Raw genomic sequence first — 16319 nt, forward strand, 5'->3', positions numbered from 1 at the left:
TGGACGCTGATGAGCGACAAATTCAATTATGTGCTGTTGAACGCCCAACTGGCGACAATGGACGAAAACTCAGAGGGTTACGGGCTGATTCAGGGTGCCGTGGCTGTGCGGGATGGTCGAATCGCCTGGATCGGAGAGAACCTGCCCGAAGATTACGCAGATTTGCCCCGCCGCGATGCCGATGGGCGGCTGGTGACGCCGTCCTTTATCGATTGTCATACGCACATCGTCTTTGGCGGTGATCGCGCAATGGAGTTCGAGATGCGCCTCAATGGTGCAAGCTACGAAGAGGTCGCGCGGGCCGGGGGGGGCATTGTCTCGACCGTCACTGCCACGCGCACAGCCAGCGTCGACGAGCTGGTGCGGCTTGCGTTGCCGCGTCTGGATGCGCTGTTGGCCGAGGGTGTGAGCGTGGTCGAGGTCAAATCCGGCTATGGACTGGATCTTGAGACTGAACTGAACATGCTGCGTGCTGCGCGCCGGCTGCAAGAGCTGCGCCCGGTGCTGATCAAAACGACCTTTTTGGGTGCCCATGCCACGCCTGCCGAATACTCAGGCCGTGATGGCGCCTATATCGATGACGTCTGCATTCCCGCCCTGCGCGCGGCCCACGCCGAGGGGCTGGTGGATGCGGTCGACGGGTTCTGCGAAGGGATCGCGTTTCAGCCGGATCAGATCGAGCAGGTGTTCAAAGTGGCCCAAGAGCTGGGCTTGCCTGTCAAGCTGCACGCCGAACAGCTGAGCCATCTGGGCGGTACACAATTGGCGGCCCGCTACGACGCACTGTCGGTGGATCATGTGGAATACGCGACAGAAGATGACGCGCGAGCGATGGCCAACAGCGGGTCGGTTGCGGTAATCCTGCCCGGCGCTTTCTACACGATCCGCGAGACGCAAGCTCCCCCCATCGATCATTTCCGCGCCCATGGCGTGCCGATGGCTCTGGCGACTGACTGCAACCCCGGTTCCTCACCGTTGACCTCACTGCTGTTGACGATGAACATGGCCTGCACGCTCTTTCGAATGACGCCGCTCGAGGCGCTGACAGGTGTGACCCGCAACGGCGCCAAGGCACTTGGCTTGTCCGACCGGGGTCAGTTGCGTGAAGGGTTTGTTGCGGATTTCGCGATCTGGGATGTTCAGACGCCTGCCGAGCTGTCTTATCGCATTGGATTCAACCCTCTCCACGAACGTCTTAACGGAGATACTGCATGATTTCTCTCACCCCCGGGGCCGTGAACCTGGCCACGCTGCGCGAGATTTACCGAAATATGGCACCCGCCAAACTGGACGCTTCGGCGCGCCCGGCTGTCGAGGTGGCCGCACAGATGGTGGCCGATGCTGCCGCTGGCGAGGCGGCGGTCTATGGCATCAACACTGGCTTTGGAAAGCTGGCCAGCAAAAAGATCGCGCCCGAAGATACCGCGACCCTGCAACGTAATCTGATCCTGTCGCATTGCTGTGGCGTCGGTCAGCCCTTGGCCGAGGATCGCACACGCCTGATGATGGTGCTCAAGTTGCTGTCGCTGGGGCGCGGTGCATCTGGCGTTCGGTGGGAGGTGATCGCGCTGATCGAGGCGATGCTCGAGGCGGGCGTGACGCCTGTGATCCCGGAACAGGGTTCGGTCGGGGCCTCCGGTGATCTGGCACCACTGGCGCATATGGCGGCTGCTATGATCGGTGCGGGCGAGGCGACTTTTCGGGGCGCGCGGATGCCTGCGGCTGACGCCTTGGCCCAAGCGGGCCTGACCCCGGTTGTGCTTGGCCCGAAAGAGGGGCTGGGCTTGATCAACGGCACGCAGTTTTCCACCGCCAACGCTCTGGCTGGCCTGTTTGATGCCTGGCGCATGGTCGAAGCCTCGATGACGATCGCCTCGCTGTCGACGGATGCGATCATGGGCTCGACTGCGCCCTTGTTGGCCGACATCCACACCCTGCGCGGCCATGCCGGTCAGATTGATGTGGCGCAGGGGATGCGAACGCTGATGGACGGCTCTGAGATCCGCGAAAGCCACCGCGAGGACGATACTCGCGTGCAGGACCCGTATTGCATCCGTTGCCAGCCGCAGGTTGTTGGCGCCGCGCTGGACGTGCTGCGCATGGCCGCCAAAACGCTGGAGATCGAAGCCAACGCCGTCACCGACAACCCGCTTGTACTGGTGAACGAGGGACGGATCGTTTCGGGCGGCAACTTCCATGCTGAATACGTGGGCTTTGCGGCGGATCAGATCGCACTGGCCGTGGCCGAGATCGGCGCGATTGCACAACGCCGGGTGGCGCTGATGGTCGATCCAACGCTCAGCTACGATCTGCCGCCCTTCCTGACCCCTGATCCGGGTCTGAACTCGGGCTTCATGATTGCCGAGGTTACAACAGCGGCCTTGATGAGTGAAAACAAGCACTTGGCCAACCCTTGTGTGACTGATTCCACGCCCACCTCGGCCAATCAAGAGGACCACGTGTCCATGGCCGCCCATGGTGCGCTGCGTCTGCGCCGGATGAACGACAACCTGTCAGTGATCTTGGGGGTCGAGTTGCTTTGTGCGGCTCAGGGCGTCGAGGCCCGCGCGCCGTTGGTCACCTCAACCGGTCTGCAAGCGGTGATAGCCCATTTGCGCGACACCGTCCCAACTTTGGCCGAGGACCGCTATCTGGCACCCGATATCGAGGCTGCATCCGCCATGGTCCGCTCTGGCGAACTGGCTGGGGTCGCAGGCCTTGAGGTGCCCGCATGATCGAGGTTACCCAAGGCAACAGCCCGCTGGTTCTGGGCCTGCCGCACACCGGGACGGATGTGCCGCCCGAGATCTGGGAGACGCTGAACGAGACCGGCCAGGCGTTGGCCGACACCGATTGGCATATCCATGATCTCTATGCCGGGTTGGTCGAAAACATCACCACCGTGCGCACGCCGGTGCACCGTTATGTGATCGACGTGAACCGCGACCCTGCGGGCGTGAGCCTTTATCCGGGGCAGAACACCACAACCTTGTGCCCGACCACAGATTTCGACGGTTTGCCAATCTACCGCGAAGGGATGGCGCCGGATGAAGCTGAGATCACCCGTCGCCGCGACAGCTATCATGCGCCGTATCATGCGGCGCTTGAGGCAGAGTTGCAGCGCGTGAAGGACATTCACGGGTTTGCGGTGCTCTACGACTGCCACTCGATCCGGTCGCACATCCCGTTCCTGTTCGACGACGTGCTGCCCGATTTCAACATCGGCACCAATCTGGGTGAAACCTGCGCGCCTGGGATCGAAAATGAAACCTATGAAATCTGCAGAAATGCAGAGGGTTACACGCATATCCTAAATGGTCGCTTCAAGGGTGGTTGGACCACGCGCCACTATGGTCGCCCGGCGGAAAACCTGCACGCGATCCAGATGGAACTGGCGCAATCCACCTACATGACCGAGGTCGCGCCCTGGGATTACTTGCCTGCCAAAGCGGATGCCCTGCGCGCCCATCTCACCGATATTCTGACCATGCTCAAACAATGGAGCCCCGTATGACCGATCCCCGCAAAAACTCTCGCGACGTCTTTCCGCCCACTGGCCCCGAGATCACGGCAAAGTCCTGGATGACCGAGGCGCCGATGCGGATGCTGATGAACAACCTGCACCCTGATGTGGCTGAAAACCCGCACGAGCTGGTGGTCTACGGCGGCATTGGCCGTGCTGCGCGGACCTGGGAAGATTTCGACAAGATCGTCGCCAACCTGAAGGATCTGGAAGAAGATCAGACGCTTCTGGTGCAATCCGGTAAGCCGGTGGGTGTGTTTCGCACCCATTCAGATGCGCCGCGAGTGCTGATTGCAAACTCGAACCTGGTGCCGCACTGGGCCAATTGGGATCACTTCAATGAGCTCGATAAGAAAGGTCTGGCGATGTACGGCCAGATGACGGCTGGTTCGTGGATCTACATCGGCACCCAAGGCATCGTGCAGGGTACATACGAGACCTTTGCCGAGGCCGGGCGCCAGCACTTTGATGGGGACCTGACGGGCAAGTGGATCCTGACTGGCGGATTGGGCGGCATGGGCGGCGCGCAGCCGCTGGCCGCTGTGTTCGCCGGAGCCTGCTGTCTGGCCGTGGAATGCAACCCGGATTCCATCGATTTCCGGTTGCGCACCAAATACCTGGACGAGAAAGCTGAGACTCTGGATGAGGCGCTTGAGATGATCGAGCGCTGGACGGCTGCGGGCGAAGCCAAGTCCGTTGGCCTGTTGGGCAATGCTGCGGATGTCTTCCCAGAACTGGTGCGCCGGATGAAAGCTGGCGGTACGCGTCCTGATATCGTGACCGACCAGACCTCGGCCCACGACCCGATCAACGGCTACCTGCCGCAGGGCTGGACCATGGGCGAATGGCGCGCCAAACGCGAAAGCGACCCCAAGGCCGTCGAAGCGGCGGCGCGCGCGTCGATGAAGGTGCATGTCGAGGCCATGGTAGACTTCTGGAACGCCGGTGTGCCTACGCTGGACTATGGCAACAACATTCGTCAGGTGGCCCTGGACGAGGGGTTTGAGAACGCGTTCGACTTCCCCGGCTTTGTGCCCGCCTATATCCGCCCGCTGTTCTGCAAGGGTATCGGCCCGTTCCGCTGGTGCGCGCTGTCCGGCGACCCCGAGGATATCTACAAGACCGACGCCAAGATGAAGGAGCTCTTCCCCGAGAACGAGCATCTGCATCGCTGGCTCGACATGGCGCAAGAGCGGATTGCGTTCCAGGGCTTGCCTGCGCGCATCTGCTGGATCGGTCTGGGCGATCGTCACAAGGCGGGGCTGGCGTTCAACGAGATGGTGCGCAATGGCGAGCTGAAAGCGCCGGTTGTCATCGGACGCGATCACCTCGACAGCGGCTCGGTAGCCTCGCCCAACCGCGAGACCGAGGCGATGATGGACGGCTCGGATGCTGTGTCGGACTGGCCGTTGCTGAATGCGCTGCTCAACACCGCCTCGGGCGCGACCTGGGTGTCGCTGCATCACGGTGGTGGCGTCGGCATGGGGTTCAGCCAGCATTCGGGCATGGTGATCTGTTGCGATGGGAGTGAGGACGCGGATCGTCGGATCGCCAATGTCCTGTGGAATGATCCGGCCACCGGTGTGATGCGCCACGCGGATGCGGGCTATGACATCGCCAAGGATTGCGCGCGGGAGCATGATCTGAACCTGCCGGGCATTTTGTGACACTGGGATGGGGGCTCTGCCCCCAAACCCCCGGGATATTTTCTGCAAGAGGAAGGAGAGGCGTCGGTTTCTAAGTCGATCTGTGTCGGTTTGGCGCTTTACGTGGTGGAATTGGGGCGGCAAGGTTCCTGCGACTTGAACAAAAGGACACCGCCCATGCCTGCCTTGCTTGATACCGTCGATCCCAACGGGCTCGAAGAGTTTTCGGTGGTTTTCACCGACCGGTCCCTGAACCACATGTCTGCCACCTTTCAGGGTGTGATGCGCGACATCTCGGACATGCTGAAAGATGTCTATGGCGCCCATGGCGTGGCTGTGATTCCGGGTGGCGGCACCTATGGGATGGAGGCTGTGGCCCGCCAGTTTGCGCGCGGGGCCAATGTTCTGGTCGTGCGCAACGGCTGGTTTTCCTATCGTTGGAGCCAGATCTTTGAGACCGGCGATCTGACCGCCAGCACCCAGGTGATGAAGGCGCGCCAGACCGGCAATTCCAGCCCGTCGCCGTTCACTCCGGCCCCGATTGACGAGGTTGTCGCCGCGATCCGCGAGCAGAAGCCGGATATCGTCTTTGCGCCGCATGTGGAAACCGCTGCGGGTGTCATCCTGCCCGATGACTATGTGACCGCGACGGCCGCTGCCGCGCATGAGGTGGGGGCGCTGATGGTGCTGGACTGCATCGCCAGCGGCTGCGCCTGGATCGACATGAAGGCGACCGGCGTCGACGTCTTGATCTCGGCCCCGCAAAAGGGGTGGAGCGCGTCACCCTGCGCCGGTCTGGTGATGCTGTCAGAGCGCGCCGAGCAGCGGTTGGAAGAGACGACATCGGACAGCTTTGCCATCGACCTGAAAAAATGGCGCCAGATCATGCAGGCCTATGAAAATGGCGGCCATGCCTATCACGCGACCATGCCCACCGATGCGCTGCGCGCGTTCCGTGACACGATGGTCGAAACCCGCGACTATGGCTTTGACAAGCTGCGCGATGCGCAGTGGGCGCTTGGCGACGGTGTGCGTGCGATGTTGGCCGAGAAGGGCATCGTTTCGGTCGCCGCCGACGGCTTTGGTGCGCCGGGTGTGGTGGTCAGCTATACCAGCGACCCTGAGGTGCAGAACGGCAAGAAGTTCGCCGCCTTGGGCATGCAGATTGCGGCCGGTGTGCCGCTGCAATGTGACGAGCCTGCGGACTTCAGCACCTTCCGCCTAGGCCTCTTTGGTCTCGACAAACTTTATGATGTCGACGGCACCATCGGGCGCCTGAAACGCGCGTTGGATCAGGTTCTGTAACGCGACTTGTTTGCGGGGCGGATGTTGCTGTCCGCCCCCAATCCGTAGCGCAGGCACAGGGCAAGCACGCCCAGGCTGAGCACGATCCATAAAGCCCCCCACATCACTGTGGCACCACCGAATTCTTCGGCCAGCATGCGGGCGTCGGATCGCAGATTCGAGCGTTGGATCGTATCGCTGAAGATGTCGTAAGGCACGTAGATCATGCTCGCCAGGCCAATAACGCGCAGGATCAGATCACTGTAATCGCGCGGTAGAAAGCGTGCGATGGCGAGCATGCCAAGGCCTGTGATCAGGCCGAACCCCACGGCAAACGGCTCTCGACTGTAAAACACGGTGGTCAGCAGGATGATCCCGCCCAGAACGCCCAAGATGGCGCGATCAGCCTGTGTTCGAACGGCGGCTACAAAGAGCAGAGCGCCGAGGAGGAGCGAGCCGAGGTAGCCAGCGCTGAGGCTCAGGAAACGGTTGCCGCCGCGTGAGATGACCAACCCGCCTTCGCTCGCGTTGACCGTCAGGCTTTCAACCGAACCGCCCGTGGCCAGGATCGCGATGACATGCGAAAGTTCGTGCAGATAAACGATCAGGATCTTGAGCGGTGCCACCACCGGCGTTTGCCAAAGGGCGAACAACAGCGTCGTCAAAAAAATCAGCTGCCAATGGCCGCGCAGAAGGGCCATCAGGCGGTTCACCGGACGCCCAGGCCCATCTGCATCAAGGTCTTGCGCACAGGTGCCAGCGAATACAGCGCATTCAGCCCGGCGGCCCGCACGTCACGCAGCGCGCGGGTTTCCACCATCGAGGCGCGGTTCAAAAGGTCGATGCCCTTGACGCGCAACGCGATCTCATTGTGGCGGGCCTTGTGATAGGCCTCGAGCATCTGAGCATCGCCCAACCCCTCGGGGCGGGCTTGTGCCAGCTCCAACAGGGTCCCCAGATCACCCAGCGACATGTTCAGCCCCTGCGCGCCGATGGGGGGCACCACATGGGCGGCTTCGGCCATCAGCGCCACGCGTTCACCGCTCAAATGCTCGGCCGATTGGCTGATGATGGGCCAGATGGTGCGGCGCGAGGCGAGTTTCAGCGGACCAAAAAGGCCACAGGACCGTTCGGTCATCGCGGCCTCGAACGCCTCGGGCTCCATCGCCAGCAACTCTTGCGCGGTTGCACCGCGTTCCATCCAGACGATGGCAGACGACGGCGAGCCTTGCCAGTCAGGCAGGGGGACCAGCGTGAACGGGCCGCCTGAACGGTGGATTTCGGTCGAAACGTTCTGGTGCGAAATCGGGTGTGTCACGGCAAACGCCAGCGCCTTTTGACCATAGCGGATGGTGTTGACGCCAATCCCTGCAGCCTCGCGCATGGGCGAGTTGCGGCCATCAGCGGCCAGTACCAGTTTGCAGCGGACGCGGGTGCCGTCGGTCAAGGTCACGCGGGCCTCGCCCGTGCGGGTGAACAGGCCGGACGTGCCTGTGCCGGGACGGAAATCTACGTTTGGCAGTTCTGCCAGACGCGCCACCATCTCTCGGCGCAACAGCCAGTTGGGCAGGTTCCAGCCAAAGGGCTTGTCCGAGATGTCGGCGGCGTTGAAGTCCCGCACGATGCGCGGCTCTGGCAACTCTCCGCCCGCATCCACGATGCGCATGATCTGCAAAGGTGCAGCGTGGTCCGACAGGCGTGCCCACAGGCCGCAAGTGTCCAGAAGGGTCTGCGCCGGTTGCAGAAAGGCCGTCGTGCGCATGTCCGAGCCGTCAACGTCCCGCTCGGTGATGGGCGGCGCAGGGTCGACGCAGATAACGCTGAACCCTGCGTGGCCAAAGGCCGCCGCCGCAGTCAGGCCCGCAATGCCGCCGCCGGAAATCAGGATGTCGCAGGTGTCAGTCATGGTGCGCCTCATTTTCTTAGGCGCAACTTAGTGCTGATAGGGGGGCAAGGCCAAGCGACATCCTGTCCTTTGTCATCCCCGCGAGATGACGATCAGCACCAGGAACATCACCGGCACCAGCGCCAAGGCGGGTAGATAGAGACCGGGCAAGCCAAAGAGCATGATCGAACAGCCCCAGCCGCAGATGAACGCGATTGCGGCGTAAAGCAGGTTTTCCTCGTCGCCGTAAGCCACTTCGCGCGCCATTCGGCCAAAGATTGGCACCGAAAACACCGCGCGCTGCCAGAATGGAAGGCGGGGGGGCATGTCGATTGCGGCCATGGAAAACGCTCCTGTGTGATGTGGATATGACCGGCATATATGGGGTCAAAGATGCATCTTTTAGGTGCGTTTTCGTCGCAGTTGACGGGCTAGTTCAGAAGGTCAAGAAACGATTTAAGATCAACGGTTTGGTGGTGGATGTGGTCACCGTCATGGCGCTCGGGCGCGACCAGGATCGTGCGCATGCCCATGGCGTGCGGCGCAGCCAGATTTCGTGGGTCATCCTCGAACATCGCCGCCCGTGTGGGCGTGATGCCGTCACGGTCAAACACCTGCTCAAATGCGGCGCGTTCCGGCTTGGGGCGAAAACCCGCATCCTCGACCCCATAGATCGCATCAAAAAGCCCGCTCAACCCCCGCGCGGCCAGAACCCGCTCGGCATAAGGCGCCGAGCCGTTGGTATAGACGATGCGGCGACCGGGCAGGGCGCGGATACAGTCGGCCAGGCCGGGGGTGGGGGTCATGTGGGTCATGTCCACATCGTGCACTGCAACCAGATAGGGGGCGGGGTCGATGTCGTGTTCGCGCATGAGGCCAGCCAGCGTCGTGCCATGCTCGCGCCAATAGTGCGAGCGCAGACGGTCGGCCTCGGCCCGGGACACGCCAAGCTGAGTCATGACGTATTCCGTCATCTTTACTTCGATTTGATCGAACAATCCCATTTGAGGCGGGTATAGGGTGTTGTCCAGATCGAACACCCATTGGGAAACTTCTGTGAACGCGTCTTTGACCATGTCCCGCTATCTAGGACAGCTGAGACGGGCAATCAACGGCAAGACTTGATTGCGGTGTGTCCACAGGGATAGACATATCCGACACAAGGGAGGTCCAGAGACCAAATGAGCCAACGGCATTCGCAGAAAGACGCCTATCACCTGATCCTCGAGGCGATTGATGTCGGGGTTTACAAACCCGGTGACAGGTTGGTCGAAAGCGATCTGGCCGAGCGCTTTGGCGTGTCGCGCACCCCGATCCGCGAGGCGCTGCAACGGCTTGAAACGCAATCGCTGCTTGAACGTGACGGGCGGTCGCTGATCGTGGCCTCGCTGGATCACAACCAGATGTCCGAACTTTATCAGGTGCGACGCGAGTTGGAGGGGTTGGCGGCGCGGCTTGCGGCGCGCCATGCCACCGAGGAAGAGATCAAGGTCCTGCGGGATATGGTGATCGCCGATGATGCGCTGGTGGGGGATCCACAGGCGCTCAGCCGTGCCAATCGTCGTTTTCACGTGCAAATCCACCTGGCCTCGCACAACCGCTATCTGGTGCAGCAGTTGGATCTGGTGCATCGCACCATGGCGTTGATGGCGACGACCTCGCTGGCGGTTCAGGGCCGGGGTGAAATTGCGCAGAGCGAACACAATGGCATCGTCGACGCCATTGAGGCGCGGGACGAAGATGCGGCTGAGGCGGCGCTCAAAGACCACATTTCGATCGCGTTCATGACCCGGCTCAAACAGGACGCGGATATTCGCGAACGCAGTTAGGGCTAATTTGGCGTCTGTTCTTCGTCGGCGTGGCCATGTTGCGTTTTGTCCCAAAAGAACGGTGCCACGGCGAGTTCATAGAGCGCCTTGTAGGCTGCAACAACGCCCAACGGGAAATACAGGATCATTGTCGGCACCCAGGGCATCAGGAACCGACGCTCTCGACGCGATACGGATGTCAGCCCGACGGCCAGAGCCAAAAGTTCAGTGGCAACGAAAAGGCCGACGCTTGCGTTGATGACCCATGCTGGCAGCACCGATTGGATCGGATGATTGAACCCCAAGAGGATCAGCCAAAAGGACCAAAGCACCGGCGCCAGCAGGAATTGACCGAATGTGCCCAGGAAAAACGCCTGGACCCCAAGAAACCGACGCGCGCCCAGATCTCGCCATAGCTGTCGGGGTGAGCGCATGTGTACAAGGTAGGTGACCATGAATCCCTTGAGCCAGCGCGAACGCTGCTTCACCCAAGGCCAGGCGCGGAAATTGGCCTCTTCATAGGTGACCGTATCGATCAGTTCGGTCCGGTATCCGGCGCGGCACAGGCGTACACCCAGATCCGCGTCTTCGGTCACATTATGCGCGTCCCAGCCCCCCAGCTTTTCCAGCGCATCGCGTTTAAAGAACAGCGTCGTGCCCCCAAGCGGAACAACCAGCCCCATGCGCGCAATACCGGGCAGGATGATACGAAACCAGCTGGAGTATTCGATGGTGAAACAGCGCGCGCGCCAGCTGCTGCGGGGGTTGTAGTAATCCAGAATGCCCTGCAGGCAAACCACGTCATCAGCAGTTTGCGCAAAGCGGCTGACCACATGTTCGATCTGATCCGCCATTGGGGCGTCTTCGGCGTCCCAGACACCGATGATGTCGCCGCGGCAGAAATCCAGCGCGTAATTCATCGCCCGTGGTTTCGTGGTCAACCCCGTGTGTGCGGGCACTTCGATCACGCGGATCCAGGCAGGCAGGTCGGTTTCAGCCACGGTCTGGCGTGTCACGTCGTCTTCTTCCTCGAGTACCAGCACCACGTCGAGCAGGGCCTTGGGATAAGTCAGGCGGCCGAGCCTGCGGATCAAAGCCGAGGCGATCTCGCGTTCTTTGAAGAGCGGTACAAGGACCGACACTTTGGGGTATTTGAACCCGACCGTACCGGGGTGACACTTGGGCCTTGGTGCGGTCAGATGGGAATGGTCCAGCAGGTGGGTGACAAAGGCCGTGACCTTGAGCGTGGCAAACATTGCCAGCGTCAACACCGCAACCAGAAACAGCGCTGTCAGGGCCCACGTTGGTGCAGCAATGGCGAGTGCGGTGACACACAGCGTGGCCAGGATTGCGGGCAAACGTTGGGTAATGCGCCAGTTGCGGCAGCTGTAATAGGGTTGGACCCGCGTTTCCGCGGCGACTGCCAGCGTGCGAGCGAATTGCTTGGCAAGGGCATCGTCGATCTGTGATTCACTGGCGAGAGCTGGCAGAACCATGACCCCGGTGCCGTCAAATGCATCGCGGATCATGTCGAATTGATCCGGGCGAGAGGTGGCAATCAAGACCATGGGCCCAAGCTGCATCCAGGGAATGGCGTTGTGGCGCAGCCAGAATTGACTGGTCTGCAATTCGCACAGAACGGGATTCGGGGGGCTTTCAGCCAGATCTGCAACCTGCACGCCGTTCTGCAAGGCGAGGGCGTTCAGGATATCGCCCGGTGCGGCCCAGCCTTCGGCGACCAGAATTTCTCCAATGGGGGCGTTCAGCTGGAGCTGCATCTGAAGCGCGCGGACCAATTGATCCTGCGAGATCACACCGTTGCGCACAAGATACCGACCGAGCGGCAAATTTGGCTGCAGCTCGTGTGTCGCCGGCGCAGCGGCGGTTAGTCGTAACAGTTGCTCACTCATGCAGCCCGCCCGATGTCTAGCACCGGGTCAGGTTTGCAATCATAAGGTTAACAGAGTGTTAACTAAGTCAACTTAAGCGTTGGATTTTTGCTCGTCCATCGCAGCCGAGAAGCGCTCGAACAGGTAGAAGCTGTCTTGCGGGCCGGGCGAAGCTTCGGGGTGGTATTGTACCGAATACACCGGGCGATCCGTCATGCGGATGCCGCAGTTCGAGCCGTCAAACAGAGACTTGTGGGTTTCGACCACGCCCGCAGGCAGGCTTTGGGCATCGACCGCAAAACCGTGGTTCATAGAGGTGATTTCGACCTTGCCAGTGTCCAGATCCTTTACGGGATGGTTGGCGCCATGGTGGCCGTGGTTCATCTTGACGGTCTGACCACCCAAGGCCAGCGCCAGCATCTGGTGGCCAAGGCAAATGCCGAACACGGGAAGTTCGGTGGTGTCCAAGATTTCCTTGATCATCGGCACGGCATACTCGCCAGTGGCAGCTGGGTCACCCGGGCCATTCGACAGGAACACGCCGTCGGGGTTGTGGGCCAGCACTTCGGCTGCGGTGGCGGTCGCGGGCAGGACGGTCACGTCGCAACCGGCACTTGCCAGGCAACGCAGGATGTTGCGCTTTGCGCCATAGTCCAGTGCTACAACCTTGTGACGAGGGGCATCCTGCTTGGGATAGCCGTCAGGCCAAGCCCACCGCATCTCGTCCCAGCGATAGCTTTGGGCGCAGGTGACTTCCTTGGCCAGATCCATGCCTTCCAGACCGGCAAAGCCGCGCGCGGCCGCGACCAGAGCCTCGATGTCAAAGTTGCCTTCGGGGTCATGCGCCAGCGCCACATGCGGTGCGCCCTGCTGGCGGATGGCGCGGGTCAGGCGGCGCGTATCAATGCCGCCGATGGCGATCCGGCCACGGCGCTCGAGCCAGGTTTTCAACTCTTCGGTCGCGCGCCAGTTCGACGCCAGCGTCGGGTCCCATTTTACCACCATGCCTGCCGCCACCGGATCTGCGGTTTCGTCATCTTCGGGTGTGACGCCGACGTTGCCGATGTGAGGGAAGGTAAAGGTCACGATCTGCCCTGCATAGGACGGGTCGGTCATGATTTCCTGATAGCCGGTCATCGCCGTGTTAAAGCACAGCTCGGCCGTGGTTCGCCCTTTAGCGCCAAATCCCACACCGTAGAAAAGGGTTCCATCTGCCAAGGCCAGACATGCGGTTGGCTTGGACGGGGCGGACTGTGTCATGGCGCGACTCTCCTGCAGGGTAAACCGGCGCATACCTAAGAGGGATACGCCGCTGGGTCAAGGGTGTGGCAAGGGTAATCAATTTTTGGGCTATTGTTATTTTTCAATAACTTAGGTGGATTGGCCTCCTGTTGTGCCAGGGTTTTTCTTTCGGTATGGTCGGGGTCTTGTGTTTCCATGGGGATGGACCAGAAAATGGATCTGAGATCTCGCGTCAATGCAGCCCTGAAACAGGCGATGAAGGACAAGGCGGCCCAACGGCTGTCGACCCTGCGCCTGATCAATGCTGCGATCAAGGACAAGGATATTGCTGCGCGCACGGTGGGCGGTGAGGAGGCGAGCTGCATCAGCGACGCTGAAGTCCTTGCCATTCTTGGGAAAATGACCAAGCAGCGCCAGGAAAGCGCGCGCGCCTATGAAGAGGGCGGGCGATTGGATCTGGCCGAGCGCGAGCAACAGGAGGTCGAGATCATCTCGGAATTCCTGCCCAAAGCGCTGAACGATGGCGAAGTGACCAAAGCCATTTCCGAGGCGATCACTGTCACTGGCGCGGCCTCGATCCGGGACATGGGCAAGGTCATGGGCGAGCTCAAGGGCCGCTATACCGGTCAGATGGATTTCGGCAAAGTGGGTCCTATGGTCAAGGACCAGCTCTGTGCGGCTTCTGGCGGACAGTGCTGACGCTTACGGGCGCAACTTGACCGACAACTCATCATAAAGCGCGAGACGTTCGTTTTCTGACAGAAAGGCGCCGATCTCAACCTCGCGCCCCGATCCTTTGAGAGTGACGTAATTCGGCACTGGGCCGCCATCGGGATGCATCTCGATCTGGGCCCAGTAGCGATTGCAGGCCCATTCCTGGTGACCTCCATTCGGGTTGTGGCGGATCAGATGCGCGTGATCGTCGGACAGTGTCAGAACCTCAAGGATGCGACGTTGGCGATAGTTGACCTCGATCGCCCACCACATGCCCCCAACGGCTAGCAATACAAAAGGCAACAGTCCCCACAGCAGGACCGAGCCCAGCATCGTAAACAAGGGGATCAGGGCGAAGCCAAAGATTGACAATACCCATGCCGCCGCCCCCCGAGGTGGGAGCGAATTGTGTGGCCACAGGCGCAGCGTTTGCGAATGGTCCTTGGAGTTTGTCCAGTCATACGGCATGCGCTGTACCTAGGTCGTGCCCTGGGCCGGGTCAAAATTATTCAAGCCATAACTTTGACATTGTGGAATTCGAGCAAATTGTAAGGTTCCAACCGCCGCTGCAAATCGGGCGACAAGACGTTCATCCGGTCAAAGAAGCTCAAAAGCTCATCACGCAAGATCGTGTCGGGGATTTGCTCGGCAGGCGTATCGGTCTGCAAACTTGGCAACGGGTAGGTAAAACCGCCTGTACGCATATTGTATTGCGGATGCCTGATCTTTCCGAGTGTCCGGTCCGCCCAGAGTTCTCGGTTTTCGCAATGCATGTGGGCCACTCTGACATCGGTCATTCTCAAGATGACATTCGTCACGTCTTCGGTCGGGCGGGGAAAGTGAATACCATGCCCCCAGCCGGGCAATCCACTGCGCAAGAAGGATTTCCCTTGATAGTGGCCGAACACACCGCTTTTGAAATGCGCCAGATCGGGCCCATAGATATGCTGGCGCGTCCGGAATTTCAGGTGCACGATAGGCAGTCTGAATGGCACCGTGGGGTGTACATCAGATTGCATCGGTTCGATGGTGCGCATGTGCGCTGTCTGATATCCGTTTGGTACCCGAGACAGCGCATCGCCCAGTGGAACCGCGTTGCTGACAATCAGTTCATCGGCGTCCACATGGGCCTGCCAATCGGTCAGGCATTGTTCATATGCGCGACGTCCGTTCAAGATTTGACGTCGTTCAACATAAGGCGGGCGGCGGCGGTTCAACCCGTCCCAATACTGCGGTCCGCAGCGTTCCGCGATCACCCCTGGTTGGAGCGCAAAATGTGCAAAAGAGGGATCGTCGGGATCATCAAAGAACAGGTGCACATAGCTGGCTCCCAGCTCCAGGTGGTGATTGACGAACCGCTCGAGAACGGGCCGGGTTTCTCTGACTTGCGAAAAAACACTCCAACTGTTGACCATCTTGAACGGCTTTCTCTTATGTCTTCGGCAGTGGCGGGATCGAGTGGTACTCGAGCAGGCCGAACCGTTCCAATCGCCACTTGAGCGTGTCAGACAGGCAATTGACCCGATCAAACAGGTCGGACAGAAGCTGCTCGGTGGACAGACGTTGATCCGGGTCGTCATGGTGCTGATGGAGCTTGTCGACCAAACCGTATTTGCCCATGGACAGGGCGCGCCGCGCATCACTTGTTCTGCGTTGTGTTCGCGCAATCCAGTCGCCCTTGTCCTCGCAATGCATATGCGCCAATCGCGAGGTTTCCATAGGATGAATGAGCAATTCGGCGTCGGCAGGGGGCAGGGGGACATGAATGCCGTGGCTCCACCCTTTCAGACCGCTGCGCAGCATGGACTTGCCATGAAAATGCCCCAGCAATCCGCGGCGCAAAAACATGTTGTCGTCGCCGTACAAACGATGGCGTTGGCGTCGATTCAGATCTTGGACCGAGCGACGAAACGGTGTGTGCCCGTATTCGTTCTTTTTGCCATGCAGCGGTTCAATGGGTTCAAACAAGGCGGCAGGACAGTTCGGGTCGACCTGCCAAAGCAGCTCACGCATATTGCTCTGATTTCCAGGGACAAGCAGCTCGTCCGAGTCCACATGTGCTTGCCAATCAGTCAAGCACTTGTCGTAGGCAAGCTGGCCATTTGCCAACTGCCTTTTTTCTTGCAAGCGTGGGCGACGTATCATGTTGTCTGCCCAATGGGACGCGTCACATCGTACTGCTATGACACCGGGCTGATTGGCGAAATGCGCGTATTGTGGATCGTCCGGGTCGTCAAAAAACAAGTGGACGTAGCTTGCTCCAATCGACAGGTGGTGCTGGACAAAGCGGTCAAGCACCGATCGTCTGTCTTTTACCATGGAGTAAAC

At 60.4% G+C, this 16319-nt stretch carries 16 protein-coding genes; 7 read left to right on the forward strand and 9 right to left on the reverse strand.

Annotation, left to right across the window (positions count from 1 at the left end):
• Positions 1 to 9: 9 nt before the first annotated feature.
• The 5 genes from hutI (at position 10) to TRL7639_RS16080 (ending at position 6474) form a co-directional block, all read left to right on the forward strand.
• Positions 10 to 1215 carry an imidazolonepropionase gene (gene hutI / locus TRL7639_RS16060; protein ID WP_085796855.1) on the forward strand — a complete coding sequence of 402 codons (1206 nt, stop codon included), beginning with the start codon at positions 10 to 12 and terminating at the stop codon, positions 1213 to 1215.
• The gene (gene hutH / locus TRL7639_RS16065) at positions 1212 to 2735 is read left to right on the forward strand and encodes a histidine ammonia-lyase (RefSeq protein WP_085796856.1); all 1524 of its coding nucleotides are present in this window, start codon (positions 1212 to 1214) and stop codon (positions 2733 to 2735) included. Before hutI ends, hutH begins: the two co-directional genes overlap by 4 nt.
• Positions 2732 to 3514 (forward strand): N-formylglutamate deformylase, encoded by a 783-nt coding sequence (hutG, locus tag TRL7639_RS16070; RefSeq protein WP_085796857.1) that lies wholly within the window; start codon positions 2732 to 2734, stop codon positions 3512 to 3514. Before hutH ends, hutG begins: the two co-directional genes overlap by 4 nt.
• Entirely contained in the window at positions 3511 to 5190 is a 1680-nt protein-coding gene (gene hutU / locus TRL7639_RS16075) for a urocanate hydratase (RefSeq protein ID WP_085796858.1), read from the forward strand. Before hutG ends, hutU begins: the two co-directional genes overlap by 4 nt.
• Before the next feature lie 156 nt (positions 5191 to 5346).
• Positions 5347 to 6474 carry an aminotransferase class V-fold PLP-dependent enzyme gene (locus tag TRL7639_RS16080; protein ID WP_085796859.1) on the forward strand — a complete coding sequence of 376 codons (1128 nt, stop codon included), beginning with the start codon at positions 5347 to 5349 and terminating at the stop codon, positions 6472 to 6474.
• On the opposite strand, the gene TRL7639_RS16085 is transcribed toward TRL7639_RS16080, so the two are convergent.
• The 4 genes from TRL7639_RS16085 to TRL7639_RS16100 all read right to left on the reverse strand — a co-directional run bounded on the left by TRL7639_RS16085 (position 6462) and on the right by TRL7639_RS16100 (position 9414).
• Complete coding sequence (locus tag TRL7639_RS16085) at positions 6462 to 7154, reverse strand: M50 family metallopeptidase (protein WP_085796942.1); 693 nt, start codon at positions 7152 to 7154, stop codon at positions 6462 to 6464. The two genes, TRL7639_RS16080 and TRL7639_RS16085, sit on opposite strands and share 13 nt — an antisense overlap.
• Positions 7155 to 7162: 8 nt before the next feature.
• Positions 7163 to 8359 carry a UbiH/UbiF family hydroxylase gene (locus tag TRL7639_RS16090; RefSeq protein ID WP_085796860.1) on the reverse strand — a complete coding sequence of 399 codons (1197 nt, stop codon included), beginning with the start codon at positions 8357 to 8359 and terminating at the stop codon, positions 7163 to 7165.
• Positions 8360 to 8431: 72 nt separating this feature from the next.
• Positions 8432 to 8680: a hypothetical protein gene (locus tag TRL7639_RS16095; RefSeq protein ID WP_085796861.1), complete on the reverse strand. Its 249-nt coding sequence runs from the start codon at positions 8678 to 8680 to the stop codon at positions 8432 to 8434.
• A gap of 89 nt (positions 8681 to 8769) precedes the next feature.
• Positions 8770 to 9414, reverse strand: a complete 645-nt coding sequence (locus tag TRL7639_RS16100) for a pyrimidine 5'-nucleotidase (protein ID WP_085796862.1) — start codon at positions 9412 to 9414, stop codon at positions 8770 to 8772.
• Between the two features lie 105 nt (positions 9415 to 9519).
• Here TRL7639_RS16100 and TRL7639_RS16105 point away from each other — a divergent pair, with 105 nt between their 5' ends.
• On the forward strand, positions 9520 to 10167 hold the full coding sequence (locus tag TRL7639_RS16105) for a GntR family transcriptional regulator (protein WP_085796863.1): 648 nt from the start codon (positions 9520 to 9522) through the stop codon (positions 10165 to 10167).
• Between the two features lie 2 nt (positions 10168 to 10169).
• Here TRL7639_RS16105 and TRL7639_RS16110 read toward each other — a convergent pair whose 3' ends face one another.
• Together TRL7639_RS16110 and carA are read right to left on the reverse strand one after the other, a co-directional pair.
• Positions 10170 to 12056: a glycosyltransferase gene (locus tag TRL7639_RS16110; protein ID WP_085796864.1), complete on the reverse strand. Its 1887-nt coding sequence runs from the start codon at positions 12054 to 12056 to the stop codon at positions 10170 to 10172.
• A 72-nt stretch (positions 12057 to 12128) separates the two neighbouring features.
• Entirely contained in the window at positions 12129 to 13295 is a 1167-nt protein-coding gene (carA, locus tag TRL7639_RS16115; protein ID WP_085796865.1) for a glutamine-hydrolyzing carbamoyl-phosphate synthase small subunit, read from the reverse strand.
• A 195-nt stretch (positions 13296 to 13490) separates the two neighbouring features.
• On the opposite strand from carA, the gene TRL7639_RS16120 reads away from it, so the two are divergent.
• A complete protein-coding gene (locus TRL7639_RS16120) occupies positions 13491 to 13976 on the forward strand; it encodes a GatB/YqeY domain-containing protein (protein WP_085796866.1) in 486 nt (161 codons plus the stop codon).
• A 3-nt stretch (positions 13977 to 13979) separates the two neighbouring features.
• Here the strand turns inward: TRL7639_RS16120 and TRL7639_RS16125 are convergent, their stop codons facing one another.
• From TRL7639_RS16125 to TRL7639_RS16135, 3 genes are read right to left on the reverse strand one after another with little or no spacing between them, the layout of a single operon-like run.
• Entirely contained in the window at positions 13980 to 14459 is a 480-nt protein-coding gene (locus TRL7639_RS16125; RefSeq protein ID WP_085796867.1) for a DUF2244 domain-containing protein, read from the reverse strand.
• Between the two features lie 41 nt (positions 14460 to 14500).
• Positions 14501 to 15406, reverse strand: a complete 906-nt coding sequence (locus tag TRL7639_RS16130; protein WP_165759828.1) for a glycosyltransferase family 2 protein — start codon at positions 15404 to 15406, stop codon at positions 14501 to 14503.
• Between the two features lie 16 nt (positions 15407 to 15422).
• A complete protein-coding gene (locus TRL7639_RS16135; RefSeq protein ID WP_503089929.1) occupies positions 15423 to 16067 on the reverse strand; it encodes a hypothetical protein in 645 nt (214 codons plus the stop codon).
• Positions 16068 to 16319 lie beyond the last annotated feature (252 nt).

Source organism: Falsiruegeria litorea R37 (genome assembly GCF_900172225.1).
Taxonomy (GTDB): Bacteria; Pseudomonadota; Alphaproteobacteria; order Rhodobacterales; family Rhodobacteraceae; genus Falsiruegeria; species Falsiruegeria litorea.